General features: G+C 44.0%; 18 protein-coding genes. 10 read left to right on the top strand and 8 right to left on the bottom strand.

The genetic code is table 11. The features are described 5' to 3' along the window. The first annotated feature begins 108 nt into the window (after positions 1 to 108). From thiM to LGO15_RS05155, 5 genes are all read left to right on the top strand, one after another. Positions 109 to 918, top strand: a complete 810-nt coding sequence (thiM, locus tag LGO15_RS05135; protein WP_226086985.1) for a hydroxyethylthiazole kinase — start codon at positions 109 to 111, stop codon at positions 916 to 918. Then, positions 919 to 1,737 carry a bifunctional hydroxymethylpyrimidine kinase/phosphomethylpyrimidine kinase gene (gene thiD, locus LGO15_RS05140; RefSeq protein ID WP_226086986.1) on the top strand — a complete coding sequence of 273 codons (819 nt, stop codon included), beginning with the start codon at positions 919 to 921 and terminating at the stop codon, positions 1,735 to 1,737. It abuts the gene before it with no gap. Next, a complete protein-coding gene (thiE, locus tag LGO15_RS05145) occupies positions 1,734 to 2,384 on the top strand; it encodes a thiamine phosphate synthase (protein WP_226086987.1) in 651 nt (216 codons plus the stop codon). Before thiD ends, thiE begins: the two co-directional genes overlap by 4 nt. Before the next feature lie 3 nt (positions 2,385 to 2,387). Beyond that, positions 2,388 to 2,891: an energy coupling factor transporter S component ThiW gene (gene thiW, locus LGO15_RS05150; RefSeq protein ID WP_226086988.1), complete on the top strand. Its 504-nt coding sequence runs from the start codon at positions 2,388 to 2,390 to the stop codon at positions 2,889 to 2,891. A gap of 104 nt (positions 2,892 to 2,995) precedes the next feature. Beyond that, a complete protein-coding gene (locus tag LGO15_RS05155) occupies positions 2,996 to 3,610 on the top strand; it encodes an exonuclease domain-containing protein (protein ID WP_226086989.1) in 615 nt (204 codons plus the stop codon). Positions 3,611 to 3,643: 33 nt separating this feature from the next. Here the strand turns inward: LGO15_RS05155 and trhA are convergent, their stop codons facing one another. Next, positions 3,644 to 4,291: a PAQR family membrane homeostasis protein TrhA gene (gene trhA, locus LGO15_RS05160; RefSeq protein ID WP_226086990.1), complete on the bottom strand. Its 648-nt coding sequence runs from the start codon at positions 4,289 to 4,291 to the stop codon at positions 3,644 to 3,646. 131 nt (positions 4,292 to 4,422) lie between these two features. Here trhA and LGO15_RS05165 point away from each other — a divergent pair, with 131 nt between their 5' ends. Both LGO15_RS05165 and LGO15_RS05170 read left to right on the top strand, forming a co-directional pair. Further along, complete coding sequence (locus tag LGO15_RS05165; protein WP_226086991.1) at positions 4,423 to 5,007, top strand: DUF1836 domain-containing protein; 585 nt, start codon at positions 4,423 to 4,425, stop codon at positions 5,005 to 5,007. A gap of 6 nt (positions 5,008 to 5,013) precedes the next feature. After that, positions 5,014 to 5,244 carry an excisionase family DNA-binding protein gene (locus tag LGO15_RS05170; RefSeq protein WP_226086992.1) on the top strand — a complete coding sequence of 77 codons (231 nt, stop codon included), beginning with the start codon at positions 5,014 to 5,016 and terminating at the stop codon, positions 5,242 to 5,244. 74 nt (positions 5,245 to 5,318) lie between these two features. Here the strand turns inward: LGO15_RS05170 and LGO15_RS05175 are convergent, their stop codons facing one another. After that, positions 5,319 to 6,980 carry a PAS domain-containing sensor histidine kinase gene (locus LGO15_RS05175; protein ID WP_226086993.1) on the bottom strand — a complete coding sequence of 554 codons (1,662 nt, stop codon included), beginning with the start codon at positions 6,978 to 6,980 and terminating at the stop codon, positions 5,319 to 5,321. 170 nt (positions 6,981 to 7,150) lie between these two features. Beyond that, positions 7,151 to 7,525, bottom strand: a complete 375-nt coding sequence (locus LGO15_RS05180; protein ID WP_226086994.1) for a coiled-coil domain-containing protein — start codon at positions 7,523 to 7,525, stop codon at positions 7,151 to 7,153. Between the two features lie 155 nt (positions 7,526 to 7,680). On the opposite strand from LGO15_RS05180, the gene LGO15_RS05185 reads away from it, so the two are divergent. Both LGO15_RS05185 and LGO15_RS05190 read left to right on the top strand, forming a co-directional pair. Further along, entirely contained in the window at positions 7,681 to 8,193 is a 513-nt protein-coding gene (locus LGO15_RS05185; protein ID WP_226086995.1) for an NUDIX hydrolase, read from the top strand. Positions 8,194 to 8,197: 4 nt separating this feature from the next. Then, a complete protein-coding gene (locus LGO15_RS05190; protein WP_226086996.1) occupies positions 8,198 to 9,007 on the top strand; it encodes an alpha/beta fold hydrolase in 810 nt (269 codons plus the stop codon). Positions 9,008 to 9,030: 23 nt separating this feature from the next. On the opposite strand, the gene LGO15_RS05195 is transcribed toward LGO15_RS05190, so the two are convergent. The 5 genes from LGO15_RS05195 to LGO15_RS05215 all read right to left on the bottom strand — a co-directional run bounded on the left by LGO15_RS05195 (position 9,031) and on the right by LGO15_RS05215 (position 14,917). Beyond that, the gene (locus tag LGO15_RS05195; RefSeq protein ID WP_226086997.1) at positions 9,031 to 9,975 is read right to left on the bottom strand and encodes a Gfo/Idh/MocA family protein; all 945 of its coding nucleotides are present in this window, start codon (positions 9,973 to 9,975) and stop codon (positions 9,031 to 9,033) included. 119 nt (positions 9,976 to 10,094) lie between these two features. After that, on the bottom strand, positions 10,095 to 10,445 hold the full coding sequence (locus LGO15_RS05200) for a hypothetical protein (protein ID WP_167833355.1): 351 nt from the start codon (positions 10,443 to 10,445) through the stop codon (positions 10,095 to 10,097). A 90-nt stretch (positions 10,446 to 10,535) separates the two neighbouring features. Next, positions 10,536 to 11,033 (bottom strand): GNAT family N-acetyltransferase, encoded by a 498-nt coding sequence (locus tag LGO15_RS05205; protein ID WP_226086998.1) that lies wholly within the window; start codon positions 11,031 to 11,033, stop codon positions 10,536 to 10,538. 422 nt (positions 11,034 to 11,455) lie between these two features. Beyond that, positions 11,456 to 13,114 (bottom strand): glutamine--tRNA ligase/YqeY domain fusion protein, encoded by a 1,659-nt coding sequence (locus LGO15_RS05210; protein ID WP_226086999.1) that lies wholly within the window; start codon positions 13,112 to 13,114, stop codon positions 11,456 to 11,458. A 150-nt stretch (positions 13,115 to 13,264) separates the two neighbouring features. Next, on the bottom strand, positions 13,265 to 14,917 hold the full coding sequence (locus LGO15_RS05215) for a M20/M25/M40 family metallo-hydrolase (protein WP_226087000.1): 1,653 nt from the start codon (positions 14,915 to 14,917) through the stop codon (positions 13,265 to 13,267). A 255-nt stretch (positions 14,918 to 15,172) separates the two neighbouring features. On the opposite strand from LGO15_RS05215, the gene LGO15_RS05220 reads away from it, so the two are divergent. Next, the gene (locus LGO15_RS05220) at positions 15,173 to 15,628 is read left to right on the top strand and encodes an OsmC family protein (protein ID WP_226087001.1); all 456 of its coding nucleotides are present in this window, start codon (positions 15,173 to 15,175) and stop codon (positions 15,626 to 15,628) included. Positions 15,629 to 15,699 lie beyond the last annotated feature (71 nt).

Raw genomic sequence — 15,699 nt, forward strand, 5'->3', positions numbered from 1 at the left:
TCGCTTCGGTCCGCCCAATGAAGTCAAAGAACGACTTCACCGGTCGCCCCTCCAGCGCTTGTCGGGGCTGACCAAGGCGCTTGCGTGTTATTTCAAGGAGGGATCAGGATGGAAAAAAGAGAGATTGCTGGCTTGCTAGAAAAAGTCAGGAGTGAGAATCCGCTTGTACATAATATCACCAATGTTGTGGTCACCAATTTTACGGCTAATGGACTGCTGGCGTTAGGCGCATCTCCCGTGATGGCCTATGCACACGAGGAAGTTGCCGATATGGCAGGCATGGCGGGGAGCCTTGTACTGAACATCGGAACATTGCGCCCGGAAGTTGTAGAGTCGATGCTGCTTGCAGGGAGTGCCGCAAATAAACATGGAGTACCAGTCATTCTTGACCCAGTGGGCGCGGGGGCGACTGCTTATCGGACCGAAACAGCAAGAAGGCTGATGCAAGAATTAAAGATTTCGATTATCAGGGGAAATGCTGCGGAAATAGCGAATGTTGCCGGTGAAACCTGGAGCATACGAGGTGTTGATGCCGGAGAATCAGATAGGGATGTAATCGAACTGGCTGAATCAGCTGCTCAAAAATTGAACACGATTGTGGCTTTGACAGGGAAAGAAGATGTTATTACAGATGGGAAATCAACGTTTGTCGTCCACAATGGACACCCCATCCTTACGAAGGTGACAGGCACTGGATGTCTGCTGACATCAGTTATTGGGGCATTCACAGCAGTGGAAAAGGATTTTCTCAAAGCAGCAACTGCTGCACTGGTCATATATGGAGTAGCAGCCGAGGCTGCCGCTGATAAAAGCGCCATGCTTGGACCGGGAAGATTTCAAGTGGAGCTCCTGAATCAGCTGTACCTTTTGGATGCTGAGGAAATTTACAATAAGTGTTCTTTTGATAAAAGGAGGTAAATGAAGATGAACAAAGCATTGACAATCGCAGGATCGGACAGCGGAGGAGGAGCCGGAATCCAGGCAGACCTGAAAACGTTCCAGGAGCTGGGTGTATACGGAATGTCCGCATTGACAGCAGTAACAGCGCAAAACACTCTTGGTGTGCAGGGAGTTTTTCCAATGACCGCAGAGGCTGTGGCGAAACAAATCCAATCGGTTGGAGAGGACATTGGGACAGATGCCATAAAGACAGGGATGCTTTTTAACGCGGAAATCATTGAAGCGGTCGCTGGAAAAATAAAGGAGTTCCGCTGGGAAAGGGTCGTGATCGATCCAGTCATGATCGCAAAAGGTGGAGCTTCACTGCTTCAGCAGCAGGCTGTTTCAGCTCTGAAAAAACATTTGCTTCCACTCTGTCTCATCATCACTCCGAATATTCCTGAAGCTGAAGTTTTAACAGGCATGTCAATTAACAGCATGGATGAGAAAAAAGAAGCCGCAAAACGAATCCATGAGCTTGGCGCGAAAAATGTGGTGATAAAAGGCGGACATGATGAGGAGGCGGTTCAATCTGTTGATGTCCTGTTCGACGGCAGGGATTTCACCTTTTTTTCCTCTCCAAGAATCAGTACGAAAAACACCCATGGTACGGGTTGTACTTTTTCCGCTGCGATTACGGCACAGCTGGCGAAAGGGGCTTCGGTTCAAGAAGGAGTTTCTGTGGCAAAGGAGTTCATCCAGGCTGCCATCGCCAACCCGCTGCCTATCGGGAATGGACATGGACCTACCAACCATTGGGCCTACAATATGCAAATGGAAAGTGGGGTCAGCTCATGACAAGAATCAGTCCTGAACAAATGAGAAGCATGCTGAAGCTTTATTTTATTGCTGGCAGCACGAATTGTTTTAAGGATCCTGTTAAAGTGCTTGAAGAAGCGATTCGCGGGGGCATCACGATTTTTCAGTACCGTGAAAAAGGAGAAGGCTGTCTAGAGAAAATTGAAAAGCTGGAGCTGGGCAAGAAATTACAAAGACTCTGCCAGGGCAATGGCATTCCCTTCATTGTGAACGATGATATTGAACTTGCCCTCGAGCTTGATGCGGATGGTGTTCATATCGGCCAGGAGGATGAGGACACTGCTCAGGTCCGCAGAAAAATTGGAAATAAGATACTTGGAGTTTCTGTACACAATCTGGAGGAAGCTGAAAAAGCAAAGCTTGCAGGTGCGGATTATTTTGGGGTTGGGCCGATTTTTCCAACTGCAACAAAGAAGGATACAAGAGCAGTGCAGGGAACAGTATTTCTAGAGCAGCTAAAAAACTTTGGCGTACCGATTGTCGGGATCGGCGGTATCAACGCGGACAATTCAGGGGCCGTAATGGCTGCCGGTGCGGATGGAGTATCAGTGATCACAGCGATCAGCCAAGCTGAAGATGTCAAAGAAGCAGCAGTCAGACTTAAGGAAAAAGTACTACGGAGGTAGAAAATGAGACAGACACAAAAGCTTACCCTCACCGCCATGTTGATGGCGATAGGTACATTGACCAGCCATATGTTATTCATCCCGCTCGGAATCGTCAAGATATTCCCGGTGCAGCATTTTATCAATGTTTTGTCAGCCGTGCTGCTTGGACCTTATTACGCTGTTGCCCAGGCATTTGGCATCTCTTTACTAAGGAATATGATGGGCACAGGTTCAGTTTTCGCTTTTCCTGGCAGCATGATCGGTGCTCTTCTGGCTGCCTATTTGTATAAAAAGACAAAGAAAATGGAGTTTGCTTTTGCGGGAGAAGTAGTCGGCACCGGTATTATTGGAGCGATTGCCAGCTATCCGATTGCTACATTGTTCCTTGGTAAAGAAGCAGCTTTATTTGGAATGGTACCGGTATTCTTTGCCAGCTCGCTTGCAGGTGCGGCAATTGGCTTCGCTCTTCTGAAAGTTTTCATGAAAAATGCAGCAGGAAGATTGGAGATGACCAACAGGATGTAGTCTGGAAATGATTTCATCCTGTAGCCTTTAGCTGGAAAACGGAGAACTCCTGCTATATGATTATAAATAGATTCATATATACCAGCTGAAAAGGGTGACAATTCTTGAGCACAGAGAACAAGCTTGGATTGGTAGTGGACGTTGAGACAACTGGACTGGGTCCGGATTCGGATGAAATCATAGAATTAGCGCTTAAGCTGTTTTCTTTTCATGAAGAGACAGGGAAAATTATTGATATAGTAGATGAAGATTCATATTTGAGGGAGCCACTGTCGACAACGGCACAGAGAAACTATGACAGGGCGTACCGAATTCATGGAATCCATTATGATATGGTCCGCGGAAAAACATTTTACGATGAGAAGATTATGGATTTCTTCAATCGCACCGATGCGATTTTTGCGCATAATGCTTCCTTTGACAGAAGCTTTTTATTCAGGATGTATCCGGAAGTCAATGAGATGAAGTGGTATTGCACGATGAAGAATGTCCAATGGAAGAATCATGGCTTCCCTAATAGCAAGCTGCTCACTTTATTGCAGGCGCATAATATTTCAAAATTCCAGACACACAGAGCGATGGATGATATTACATATTTGACGGAACTCTTGAAACAGCAAAATCCGAACGGTGATTATTATTTAAAAGAAGTGCTGGAATATGGCCCGATGCGCAAATACCAGCCTGCCCAAAAACAGAGAAGAAGAATGTTTTACTAGGAAAGGTGCCTGATTCAGGCACCTTTTCACTATTTATAGGACATACACATATACGCTCAGAAAATGGGCGGTGCTTCCGAGCATGATGAAGATATGGAAGATTTCATGGAAGCCCAGGTGTTTGGATCGAAGGAAATCAGGCTTCAAAGCATAAATGACGCCGCCAATCGTGTACATGATCCCCCCGATTACCAGCAAGGAAATTCCTCCTTTGCTGAGCACAGAGGAGAGGGGAGAAACGACGAAAATAACCATCCAGCCCATGACAATATAGATAGAGGTCGACAGCCATCTCGGACTCCTGAACCAAATCATCTTAAAAAGAATTCCGCATAGTGCAGCGAAAGTGATGATGCCGAATAATGTCCAGCCTGTCACTCCATTGAGACTGATCAGGCAAAATGGAGTATAGGTACCGGCAATCAGGACGAAAATCATCGAATGGTCAATTTTCCTAAGGAAGGCGATGACGCTATCTTTGCTGATGACCATATGATAGGTAGCGGATGCCGTATAGAGAAGGATCATGCTGATACCAAAAATCGTGACGGAAGTAATAGCGAGTGCCGAACCTGTCTTGATCGAAGCTTTGATCACGAGGGCAAGGAGTCCTGCAAAGGATAATAAGGCACCAGCCAGATGGGTGAGGCCGTTGATTGGTTCGCGGATGTAGCTGTTCATTTTTAAACCTCCATATCATTAAATGTAGTTTTAATAACTATATATAATAATATATGCATAACGATATGTAGTCAATATTTACGTCTTTGTTCTTTTGCATTATAATAATATAAAAACATGAGGAGTTTATAGTGGATAATTTAGAACAGTTGTTAACTGAACTCAATCTTGAAAATAATATCTCGCTTGAAGACATTCCGGAGATCGATTTGTATATGGATCAGGTTATCCAGCTATTCGAAAAGAACTTCGGCAGTTCCACGAGAAATGAGGATGAAAAGGTCCTCACGAAAACAATGATCAATAATTACGCGAAGGGGAAGCTGTTTTTTCCAATCAAGAATAAAAAGTATTCGAAGGAACACTTGATCCTGATCAGCCTGATTTATCAGCTGAAGGGCGGTTTGTCCATACAGGATATTAAGCAGACTCTCGAAGGGATCAATGAGAAGGCTTTGTCGGGTGAAATTCCACTTGGCCCTTTTTATAAAAGTTTCTTGAATCTGCATGAGAAAAACATAGAGATTTTTAATGAGGATGTTCTTAAAACTCAGCATGAAGTGAAACGAGAAGTGAAGAGCCTTGAGGCAGAGGAACCAGACGAGCTTGAAACGATCCTTCTGATTGCATCGCTCATTAATATAAGCAACTTTTACAGAAGGACAGCGGAAAAGCTTGTTGACAGACTTGCAGCTGAAAAAAAGAAAAAGGACTGAACAAGGGTGTATTTGACAGTAATTGAAGCAGCAGAATACTTATCGATTCCGGAGAAACAGGTGGAAAATATGATTTTCCAAAGAAAAATAAGAGCCATTCACGATGGAGAACAATATTTAATCTACAAGGATCAATTCAACACCCATTTGAAACAGGTAGAGAAGTATAAAAAGCTTGTTGAGGAAATAATGAATGAACCTGTGCCGGAGGATATCGACATTAAAGATGAGGATTAAAAAAACGCGAAAGGACTGATCCTTTCGCGTTTTTTTGTGCTTTATGGGTTAATTTTCTGGCTAACCAATGAGCTTTAGCTTTTATTGCCTTGTAGCCCGGTCACTTTATCTTCATGCTTGATTGGCAATTGAACGACCACTTCTGTCCCTATATCAGGTTCGCTTTTGAACTTAATTGTGCCATTATGGGACTGAACGATTTTGAAGCTGACTGTCATACCGAGGCCAGTACCTTTTTCCTTGGATGAATAAAAAGGTTCACCGATTCTTTCGAGAAGCTCTTTCGATATTCCTACTCCCTGGTCTTTGACCATAACCGTTACCATGTTGTCATGGTTTTGAAGTGAGATTGTGACAACATCTCCGGCTGAAGATGCTTCAATTGCATTCTTTACGATGTTGATGAACAATTGCTTGAGCTGATTTGGCTCACATTCAATCATGACAGGATGACTTTGGACATGGAATTCGATTTGGATATTATGCAGGCTCGCTTCTGATTTTAAAAGAGAGATAACATCATGCAAAATGACCTGCATATCGGCTTCCGTATATTTGATTTGCTGCGGCTTGGCCAACAACAGCAATTCGCTGACGATATGATTGATCCTGTTCAGTTCGTCGATCATGATCTGATAATACAGCTGGTGCTTTTCATCTTCCATCTGCAACAGCTGGACAAGGCCCTTCAGGGAAGTGAGCGGGTTACGGATTTCATGTGCCACGCTCGCGGATAGTTCACCCACTACGGATAGCTTGTCCGTTCTTCGCAGGCGCTCCTCTGTTTGGCGAAGCTCGGTAATATCCCTTGAGTTGCAAATGATTCCGGCAATTTTGTCATTTACAATGATCGGCAGGGACGTGCTTTGGAAAATCAATGGCTTACCGTTCTTGTGAAGTAATTCGAGCTCAAACATTTGTGGACGATGATTTTCCACCACGCTGGCTACCTTTTCTAAGATCATCTGTCTTTGGGAGTCAGGAAGCAAGTCTGCCAGGTTCCTTCCGATAAACTCTTCCTTGCTGAACCCAGTAATTCTTTCGAACTGAGGATTCAGGTTGGTAATTGTTCCATTTAAGTCGAGCATAGAAACAATATCCAGACTGTACTCGAATAATGATCGGTATTGCTGCCTGCTCTCTTCGAGAAGAGTTTCAACATTTTTTCGTTCGGTAATATCCCGGCCGATGATGACAAGTCCTTGTCGGCTTCCATCTTCATTAAAAAGAGGAACTTTAATCGTATCGAACGTCTTAGTCGTTCCATCAGGCTGCGGAAGTACCTCTTCGACACGGATGATTCCTCCTGCTTTCCATGCTTCTTCATCGGAGATCTCACAATATCTCAATGCATCGCTGAAATAATTGCTATACTCCGCAAGCTCCGAGTCTTTCTTTCCTCTATAATCAACATTTTCGATATCAAACAATTTCAAGCCAAAATCATTGGCTTGAATCCACCGGCCTTCGCCATCCTTGAAGTTGACGAAATCGACCATTGAATTGATCAATGTGGATAAACGCTCTTCTTCTTCTTTGGAGGCACTCAATTCCTCCATCTTCGAGATGAAAAAATAGAAAAACCAACCTGCCAGCAATACATATAGGACTTCCTTCGTATGTTCGATAACGGCAACAAATTCAGAAGGAGCGTATAAATTCAGCAAATAGTTTGTACCAAAAATCCAGGCCAGGCTCATTATGAAAAAGATTAGGACATATTGCTTTTTCTTCATCTCTTGACTCCTAAAGTAAGCATCAAGCTCACGCATTTTGAAATTAGTGTTACTTTTCTATAGTAGCACAATTTTGTTCTATAAAATTAGGATTATTTTCAATATATCTTCTGTTCTAATTGGAAAATTATACAAAGGACCGAAATCGAATCCGATCCTTTGGGGATTTCTTAAAAATCTCCATCAGTTGCTTGAAAAGGAATATTCAAACGGTTTTCAACAGTGCGCAGCCTCTGGTTCAAACGGTTTAAACGGCGTGTATGACGTTCATCGTTCTGATTTAATCGGGTAATTTCATTGTTCAAACGGCCAATCTCTCTGTTAAGCCGGGAAATCTCTCTGTTTTGGCGGCCAATTTCTTTATTCTGCCTATCCAGCTCTGTCTTTTGAACTTGTAATTGCCTTTCAAGCTGATTCACTCTTCGCTCGAGAGCAGGCTGTCTTTCGTAATCATACGGATCCTGCTGATGCGCATAATAGTTAAAATCATAATGAGTATAAGGATCAAATTGATTCGGGTTGTAGCCATAGTGTTGTTGATACATGCGGGCACACTCCTTTTTGTAAAAAATCTGCCTGAGAGCTGGCGATAAATTCTCTATAAAGTATGTAGGTGAAAGCGGAGAGTGATAGGCATTTGCCTAAAGAAGGAAAAAACTGGTGTTACGCCGAATGGATAACCAGGGGGTGTGCACAAATTATGGAAATGTCGAATTACTATCAGAATCTTAGGGATAAAGTGGGAAGTGACCTTATTTTTATGCCGAGTGTGGCAGGGATCGTCAGGAATGAAGCTGGAGAAATCTTATTCCAGAACAAAGGGAATGGTGAAAAATGGAGCTTGCCTGCAGGAGCGATCGAACTAGGAGAAGCACCGGCTGAAGCCGTTGTCCGTGAAGTCTGGGAGGAAACAGGGCTTCATATTTTACCAGAAAAATTACTCGGTGTCTTTGGCGGGAAAGAGTTCCGTTATGAATATCCGAATGGCCACAAAGTTGAGTATGTGGTGTTCGTATTCGATTGCAAACCCGTTGGGGGAGAGCATAATCCCATCGACAGCGAAACTGCGGAACTACGTTACTTCAGTTCGGAAAATAAGCCAGAATTGGCACTGCCTTATCCTGAGAGCATTTTTGTGAAAAGTGATAGTGAAAAGACTGAGTTCCAGTGGGACGATGGATGGATGAGGAGCCTTCAAGGCCGGGGGAGATGAAGTTGTGGATTGCAAAGTAAGAAAGGGCACTATTCATTATGAAGTCATTGGGGAAGGATTTCCCTTGCTGGTCCTGCATGCTATGGGTACGGACCATCGTTCCATGAAAGCCTGGCTGGAACCTGTTTTTAATAAAGTCGAAGGTTTTCAAAGAGTATATATTGATGTACCAGCGCATGGTAGAAGTGCTATTGACGATCATGTGAAATCGACCGATGACATGCTCGAAAACCTGCTTGATTTTATTGATGATACTTTTGGGGAGAGAGAATTTTCACTTGTCGGTGTATCGTTTGGCGGATATTTAGCTCAAGGGATTTTTCATGACAGGAGGTCCCAGGTAAAAGGGATTTGTCTATTGGCACCGGCACTTCACCTAAAGAAGAGGGATGTACCTGAAAGAGTCATTTTAGAGAGGGATGAAGACTTACTTTCCAGTCTTGAGCCTGATATCCGGGCTGCATTCGAGACTCTATTCATCTATCAAAATGAAGCGGCATTAACTGCCTTCATGAAGGAAATCCAGCCTGGCAGGCTTTTAGCCAATCGTGAATTCCTTGCTTCGGATTGGAAGGCAAAACGCTATTACCTGGATGAGGAACCTTTTCACAATGTGCAGACTCTTCCAAATTCTGCGTTGTTTATTCTCGGGAAGCAGGATTATATTTGCGGCTATAAAGATCATTTGTTTTTACTAGAAAAGTTCCCGAATTCCACACTGGCTGTATTGGATCGGGCAGGGCATATGCTGCAAATTGAGAAGCGTGAAGTTGTTCAGAATTTAATGGCGGATTGGTTGAGTGGCAGTCATTAAAAAGAGAGCGCGAATATGCGCTCTCAACCTTTCCGGAGTTGTTCCAAAATAATTTGTGCTTCATAACCGGCGGCAAAATCAATGATTGTCGCTTCTTCGCCTTTGATTGCTTTTACAAGATTATCAACCAATGAATCTGTCAGGGAGTGGTCAGCTTCCAATGGCAGGATTTCCTCGCCAAGTCTGCCGCCTTCGAGTTGCCCCCAGTTTAGGAGTGATAATGTTCCTTCATCACCATAAGCTGTGAACGCAATTTCCTCTTTGCCGGCAATTTGACTCATGCCATCAATCAGAACCGGAGTCCCGTCTGCCAGCTTCAAGATTGCTAGGATTGCACTTTCACTCGCGTGCGGATCATCAGGGAATTGAATCTGGACATCCTTTACCTCTACCGATCCGAAAATCTTTTGCAGCTGCTGGATGAAATGGACGCCAACCTCAAGAACATAGCCACCCTGTTCCTTGCTCGCAACCCATGCATTCTGCTGCCATGGACGTGGCCATTGCGGGAAGTGCATCTTCAATTGAACCCTTCTCAGGTTGCCAACATAGTTACTCTTAATTAATTTTTCGAACGTCTTGCTGCCAGCGCTATAGTTCAACGGGAAGTTCATCGCATGAAGGACACCTGCATCCTGCGCCTGTTTTAATAGACTTTCAGCTTCCTCTACAGAGTTTGCCAGCGGCTTCTCGCAAAGAATATGTATTCCTTTCGCAATTACATCAGATGCTACGGCATGGTGGAACTTAGGGGGAACAGCAACATAAACAAGATCCAACTGCGAGTTCTCAAGCATTTCTTGATGGTTCGTGAATGCCGGAACCCCACCAAGTTCGGCTGCCGTTTCCTTCACTCTATCTTCAGCCGCGTCACAGACAGCCGCAATATCCATCTCCGGGTGTTCTTGAAAACCTTTAATCAAACGCTGGCCAATTGCTCCAAGGCCGATTACTCCAACTTTTATCATGAGGGACCTCCAATAATTCATTTGAAAACTATTATACAGATAATTTTAATTATTAAATAGTTTAGTGAGTCGAAGCAATAAAAAACGCTGCCAGTTTTCGGCAGCGTTCCTATTCATTGTTAATCAATATCAGGTTGGAACCCGATCAACTTGGCCTTTTTATCAGCTTTAGGATCTGCGTCTGGGAAGGTAATCACGGATGCGATATAGTCCCATCGCAAGAACATGTGGGTGATACAGGTTTCCTCCACCTGGTCTTCGTCAGGAATCGCGGTTCCATCTTCCTTCTGGACTGGAGTCCGCTTATAGCAAGGGTTCTCGACCCAAATCCCCATATTCTCAGCATGTACAATTTTTACAAGATACCATTCATCTGGCTGGTAAATTCCCGTAATATCGCCAATCATGCTATCGGGAAAATTTTTAAGTTTAATCTGGACCTTCTGGTTAACATAAGCATCTAAAAACATGAGCAATCTCCTTTCAATAAAAAACTCATCCTTTACCTACTTCCTTTTTCAGCAAAAAATAAACATGAAAAAAAGGCCAATTCAGGCCTTTTACATAAACAACACCATTAAATCTTCATCATAATAAGTTCCATCAATCCGCAAAGCATTCTTTTCGACTCCATATGGTTCGAAGCCTAGAGAAGCATAAAGTTTCTTTGCAGGCTCATTGCTTGAGGTCACTGTGAGGTGAATCTGTTTCACGCTGCTTAATTCTGCCGCTTGTTTAATGGCTGTTTTTACAAGTTCCCGTCCAAGACCCCGACCACGTTGTGAGGAGGTCACATACATGGCAAAGATATACGCCCGGTGCTTCAGCTTCACTTTTCCTTCTGGAACAAGTGTCACGACCCCGACCAGTAGGTTTTCGTCAAACGCGCCAAATGTATAAGTGAATTTACTATCTAGCCTTTGCTTGTAATCTGATGCTTCATAATACATCTCATCCTCATAACTCGAGCTGAATGCCTCAGGGTTCTGAAGCAAAGCCTCATGGCGCAGGACCCGATAACCTTCAGCATCCCCGCCATTTAATCGTCGAATTTCCATTATGCTCACCTCTGTAAAATTGTTGATGTATAGAGTTCGAGATTTATTACCAATTTCCTTTAAAAAAGAGAATTTGTATTTAGGAGAGAGTGAATTGCAGGGATCCTTCGTGTGATAGTTTGGAGGCGAGCTTGGAAAAGCTGTCAAAAGATGTGAGAAATTTAGATAGGTTCACCATCAAAAGGAGAAAAGCTGTCACAAGATGAGTAAACTTAAGACAGGTATGACATCAAAAGGAGAAAAGCTGTCAAAAGAAGAGCTAACTTAAGACAGGTTTGGAGGAAAAGCACAAAAAGCTGTCAAAAGAAGAGCAAACTTAAGACAGGTTCAGCATCAAAAGGAGAAAAGCTGTCATAAGTCCGAATCAGCACCAAACAAAAACCTTCCCGACAAACCCGGGAAGGTCAAAGTTACACAAAATATTAAAGCTTAAACGAGCTCTTCAGCGAAACAATGCGGTTGAAGACTTTCTTGTCTTCTGTTGTGTGCTTTGGATCGACGTTGAAGTAGCCGTGGCGGAAGAACTGGAATTTGTCCTGCGGTTTGGCGTCCTTCATGTTTGGCTCGATGTAGCCGTTCACGATTTCCAATGATTTTTCATTAACCTGATCCAGGAATGATTTTTTTTCTGCCTCATTTTCGCTTTCTTCTTCATCATCAAGAATAAGCGGCTCATACAGGCGGAATTCTGCAGGCAGTGCATGCGTTGCGTCTACCCAGTGCAGTGTTCCTTTTACTTTGCGGCCAGTAAAGCCGGATCCGCTCTTTGTTTCTACATCATAGGTGCAGTGAAGCTCGACGACTTCACCATTTTCGTCTTTGATGACGTCATTGCACTTAATGAAATATGCATGCTTCAGACGGACTTCATTGCCAGGGAAGAGGCGGAAGTACTTCGCTGGCGGATTTTCCATGAAGTCGTCCTGCTCAACATAAATTTCACGTGAGAATGGAATTTTACGTGTGCCCATTTCCGGGTTTTCCGGGTTGATATCTGCGTCCAGCCATTCCACTTCGCCTTCAGGATAATTCGTGATGACGACTTTCAATGGACGAAGCACGCCCATCGTACGTGGGGCCTTCAGCTTAAGGTCTTCACGAACAAAGTGCTCAAGCATTTGTGCGTCAACAGTTGAGTAGCCTTTGGAAACTCCAGCTGCTTTTACAAATTCACGGATTGCTTCTGGTGTGAAGCCGCGTCTTCTCAAACCGGAAATTGTCGGCAGGCGAGGGTCATCCCAGCCATCGACATATCCTTCTTCAACAAGCTGCTTCAGTTTGCGCTTGCTCATGACCGTGTTCGTCAAGTTGAGACGGCCAAATTCGATCTGCTGCGGTGTTGCTTCCATTTCACACTCACGAACAACCCAGTCGTATAGCGGACGCTGGTCTTCAAACTCGGTCGTGCACAAACTGTGGGTAACACCTTCCAGCGCATCCTCGAGTGGATGGGCAAAAGCGTACATTGGGTAGATGCACCACTTGTCACCTGTGTTGTGATGTGATGCATGAGAAATACGATAAATGACAGGGTCACGAAGGTTGATATTTGGTGATGACATATCGATTTTCGCACGCAATACCTTTTCGCCATTTGCGAATTCACCATTGCGCATCTTTTCGAACAGCTCAAGGTTCTCTTCTACCGAACGATCACGATATGGACTTTCTTTTCCCGGTTCAGAAAGTGTCCCGCGGTATTCGCGGATTTCATCCGCTGACAAGTCATCGACATACGCCAATCCCTTTTTGATCAACAGGACAGCTCGGTCGTACATTTCATCGAAATAGTCAGATGCATAGAACAAGCCTTCCCACTCATAGCCCAGCCATTCAACATCTTCCTTGATGGCATCCACGTATTCCTGGTCTTCCTTCAGCGGGTTCGTGTCATCGAATCGCAGGTTTGTCTTGCCGCCGAATTCATCTGCAAGGCCAAAGTTGATGACGATGGATTTTGCATGACCGATATGTAGGTATCCATTTGGTTCAGGAGGGAATCGGGTCACGACTTGATCGCGCTTGCCGCTCTCCAAATCTTCCTTAATGATTGTTTTTATAAAATTAGAGTTCTCTTCCAATTAAATCAGCCTTTCCTTTGATCAGTCTCATTATCTTTATTTTAATGATTACTATAATATATTTCCACTGAACTATATAGTAATAAGAAAAAAGCGGAAAAACAAGTGGTGAAATAGGAAAAAGGTGCCTTGAATCAAGGCACCTGCAGATTATTTGGCTAAAAGATTCCGAATGACTTCGTATGTCAGATTTGGAACGATTCTAACAGAGTAGTCGATTTCCATTCGTTCGTATCGTTTATGGGCGTCAAGCCCGTATGGCCCTATGTTGATGACTGGTACGTTCAACTCACGGATTTCCTGGTAATCCACGAAAAATTTCGATCCCCAGCTAGGGTTGTTCCGTGACGCAGAGTCCAGCGCTTCGTCATCATCGCTTAATGCGACAAAGCTCATATCAGATATATAAGGAAAGAAACTGCGGACGACAATCGGTTCCTCGTATTCAGGCTGAACCGCTTCAACAGCAGCGTCCAAAGCTTCAATCAGATTTCGTTCATCCTCGGTATCACCAGCGACTTCAATCCTTGGTGAGTAGAGGGAGGAGTAGAAGACGATGATGGCCGGACTCTGGTCGGGCATCCACTTCCAGGCTTCCTCAACGACTCTTGCAGCATACATTCTCAGGTCGAGGCTGGCATCGAGAAGAAGGTCATCCTTGAATTCCACCATATGGGCGGTGTACTCAGATCCATGGGCCTTAATGAGTTCGGCTTCCATTTCTTCATACGTCATCACCCGCGGCTGCCATTGCAGTTCCCTGCATGGTTCGCCGATGATTTTGCAAAATTGGAGGTAACGTTCCTCGTACAACTTCAAGGCTTTTCCAAAAGCAATATGAGCTTGTTCTTTCAGCTTTCCTAAAACATCCTTTGGAGTCCAGGAGTGGATGAAAAAATTATAATATACATAAGCAGCCAGTGCCGTTTGGACGGTATAGTTTGGTTTGAGGTCCATCTGCTTAAGGGATACGGGCGGCATCGTCGTCTCGCCGAACGCCTCATTGCAGAGTTCAGGATTATAGTCGATTTGTCTGGTCAGTTCAGCTGCAATCAAGTTGGGATCGAGACCTTCAAAAGCAGAGCCAACATGGGTTTCAGATCCCGTGATGTAAAATGAAGGCAGCAGCTTTCCGACAGTTCCTTTATAGATATAGCGGTTCTTGTCTCCGGCATATCTTGGGGAAACAAAGTCGCTGTTTACCGCCGCGACATATTCAAAACCATGCTCTTCTTTCCAGGTCTTGAGGTCCTTGACACCAGAGAGGATTCCATACGAGCTGTCCTCTTCATCGCACTCTGCCAAAAAGACAAGATTGCCATCAAGTTCCTCCGGGTGCTCGGAAAAGTATTTCAGTAGATAAAGATTAGAAGCGACGCCGCTCTTCATATCAAGGACCCCGCGTCCGAACATCCAGTCTCCGGATCTCGCTTGTTCGCTGACAAGTGGAGGCAGCTTTTCTTTTTTTAACTCAACAAGCAGCTGGTCCGGGTCAAAGGCCAGGTCGGCCAACTGTGTAAAATCATCAATTCCCACTGTATCAAGATGGCCCATCAAAATGACAGTGCGGTTGCTGGTCCCTTTTGTTCCTTTTACAAAAGCCATGACATTATATCGTTCGAGTACATCATTCTGGGTTTGAGGTTTGATTACATGTGTCGGATTCTCTATAAAATAAGGAAACGATGAAATCATCGTATAAAGTGCCTGAGCAATCTCGTTTTCTCCATTGGTATTGACAATGCTCCCGATGTTCACAAGCTGCTTCGTATAAAATAAAACCTCATCCCTGCAATTAAGCATCCAAAGCATCCCCTTTCAGAATATTCAGGATTTACTATCAAGCTAACGTATATCGTTGTGAAATACAATAGAAAAAAATGACTAAGGGAATTCTTCTATTGTAATAGTTGAAAAAAGGTGTGCATTGTTTAGATTGTTAAGTATTTCACAATCCAGACATAACATGAAGAACCTTTTATGACGATTGCTCTTAACTGTATGTTTTTTTGAAAAAATAATTGAAAATAAAGGTGTAATAGATAAGGAGGGAATATCATGCCAAAAGAAATTTTCAAAGCCAGTGCTGCATTGCAGGAGGGTGTAAAGGTTGATGTTCAGGCCAGGGGTTTCCATATCACGATTGACGAGCCTGTCAATTTGGGAGGAACCGACCAGGGGATGAATCCGGTGGAAATGCTTCTTGGTGCGTTAGGAGCCTGCCAATCAATCGTGGCGAGGGTCTACAGCCAAAAATTCGGTGTGGTGTTAGAGGATTTCCGGGTTGAATTGGAAGGGGATCTTGATACGGATGGATTCATGAACAAGTCAGATGTGCGCCGGGGCTATTCAGATATTCGATATACCTACTATATAAAGTCCCCATCTCCAGAGGAAAACATCAGGGCACTAGCAGATTTCATTGCGAAAACTTGTCCGGTGGATGATACCATCTCAAATCCAGTGAATGTCACCAGATCAGAAATCATCATCGAGAAACCAGTTGCATTATAAAGACGAACAACAAACGGCGCCAATCTGGTGCCGTTTTTTTGCCTCATAAAAACTGTAGCAATGGGGAAGTT

The sequence above is a fragment of the Mesobacillus sp. S13 genome (assembly GCF_020422885.1).
Taxonomy (GTDB): Bacteria; Bacillota; Bacilli; order Bacillales; family Cytobacillaceae; genus Mesobacillus; species Mesobacillus selenatarsenatis_A.

Excerpts from the sequence above, each read along its gene's own strand:
- thiM (WP_226086985.1), top strand. The coding sequence starts at position 109 with ATGGAAAAAAGAGAGATTGCTGGCTTGCTAGAAAAAGTCAGGAGTGAG.
- thiD (WP_226086986.1), top strand. The coding sequence starts at position 919 with ATGAAGATGAACAAAGCATTGACAATCGCAGGATCGGACAGCGGAGGA.
- thiE (WP_226086987.1), top strand. The coding sequence starts at position 1,734 with ATGACAAGAATCAGTCCTGAACAAATGAGAAGCATGCTGAAGCTTTAT.
- thiW (WP_226086988.1), top strand. The coding sequence starts at position 2,388 with ATGAGACAGACACAAAAGCTTACCCTCACCGCCATGTTGATGGCGATA.
- trhA (WP_226086990.1), bottom strand. The coding sequence starts at position 4,291 with ATGAACAGCTACATCCGCGAACCAATCAACGGCCTCACCCATCTGGCT.
- LGO15_RS05175 (WP_226086993.1), bottom strand. The coding sequence starts at position 6,980 with ATGAAGAAAAAGCAATATGTCCTAATCTTTTTCATAATGAGCCTGGCC.
- LGO15_RS05180 (WP_226086994.1), bottom strand. The coding sequence starts at position 7,525 with ATGTATCAACAACACTATGGCTACAACCCGAATCAATTTGATCCTTAT.
- LGO15_RS05185 (WP_226086995.1), top strand. The coding sequence starts at position 7,681 with ATGGAAATGTCGAATTACTATCAGAATCTTAGGGATAAAGTGGGAAGT.
- LGO15_RS05195 (WP_226086997.1), bottom strand. The coding sequence starts at position 9,975 with ATGATAAAAGTTGGAGTAATCGGCCTTGGAGCAATTGGCCAGCGTTTG.
- LGO15_RS05200 (WP_167833355.1), bottom strand. The coding sequence starts at position 10,445 with ATGTTTTTAGATGCTTATGTTAACCAGAAGGTCCAGATTAAACTTAAA.
- LGO15_RS05205 (WP_226086998.1), bottom strand. The coding sequence starts at position 11,033 with ATGGAAATTCGACGATTAAATGGCGGGGATGCTGAAGGTTATCGGGTC.
- LGO15_RS05215 (WP_226087000.1), bottom strand. The coding sequence starts at position 14,917 with ATGCTTAATTGCAGGGATGAGGTTTTATTTTATACGAAGCAGCTTGTG.
- LGO15_RS05220 (WP_226087001.1), top strand. The coding sequence starts at position 15,173 with ATGCCAAAAGAAATTTTCAAAGCCAGTGCTGCATTGCAGGAGGGTGTA.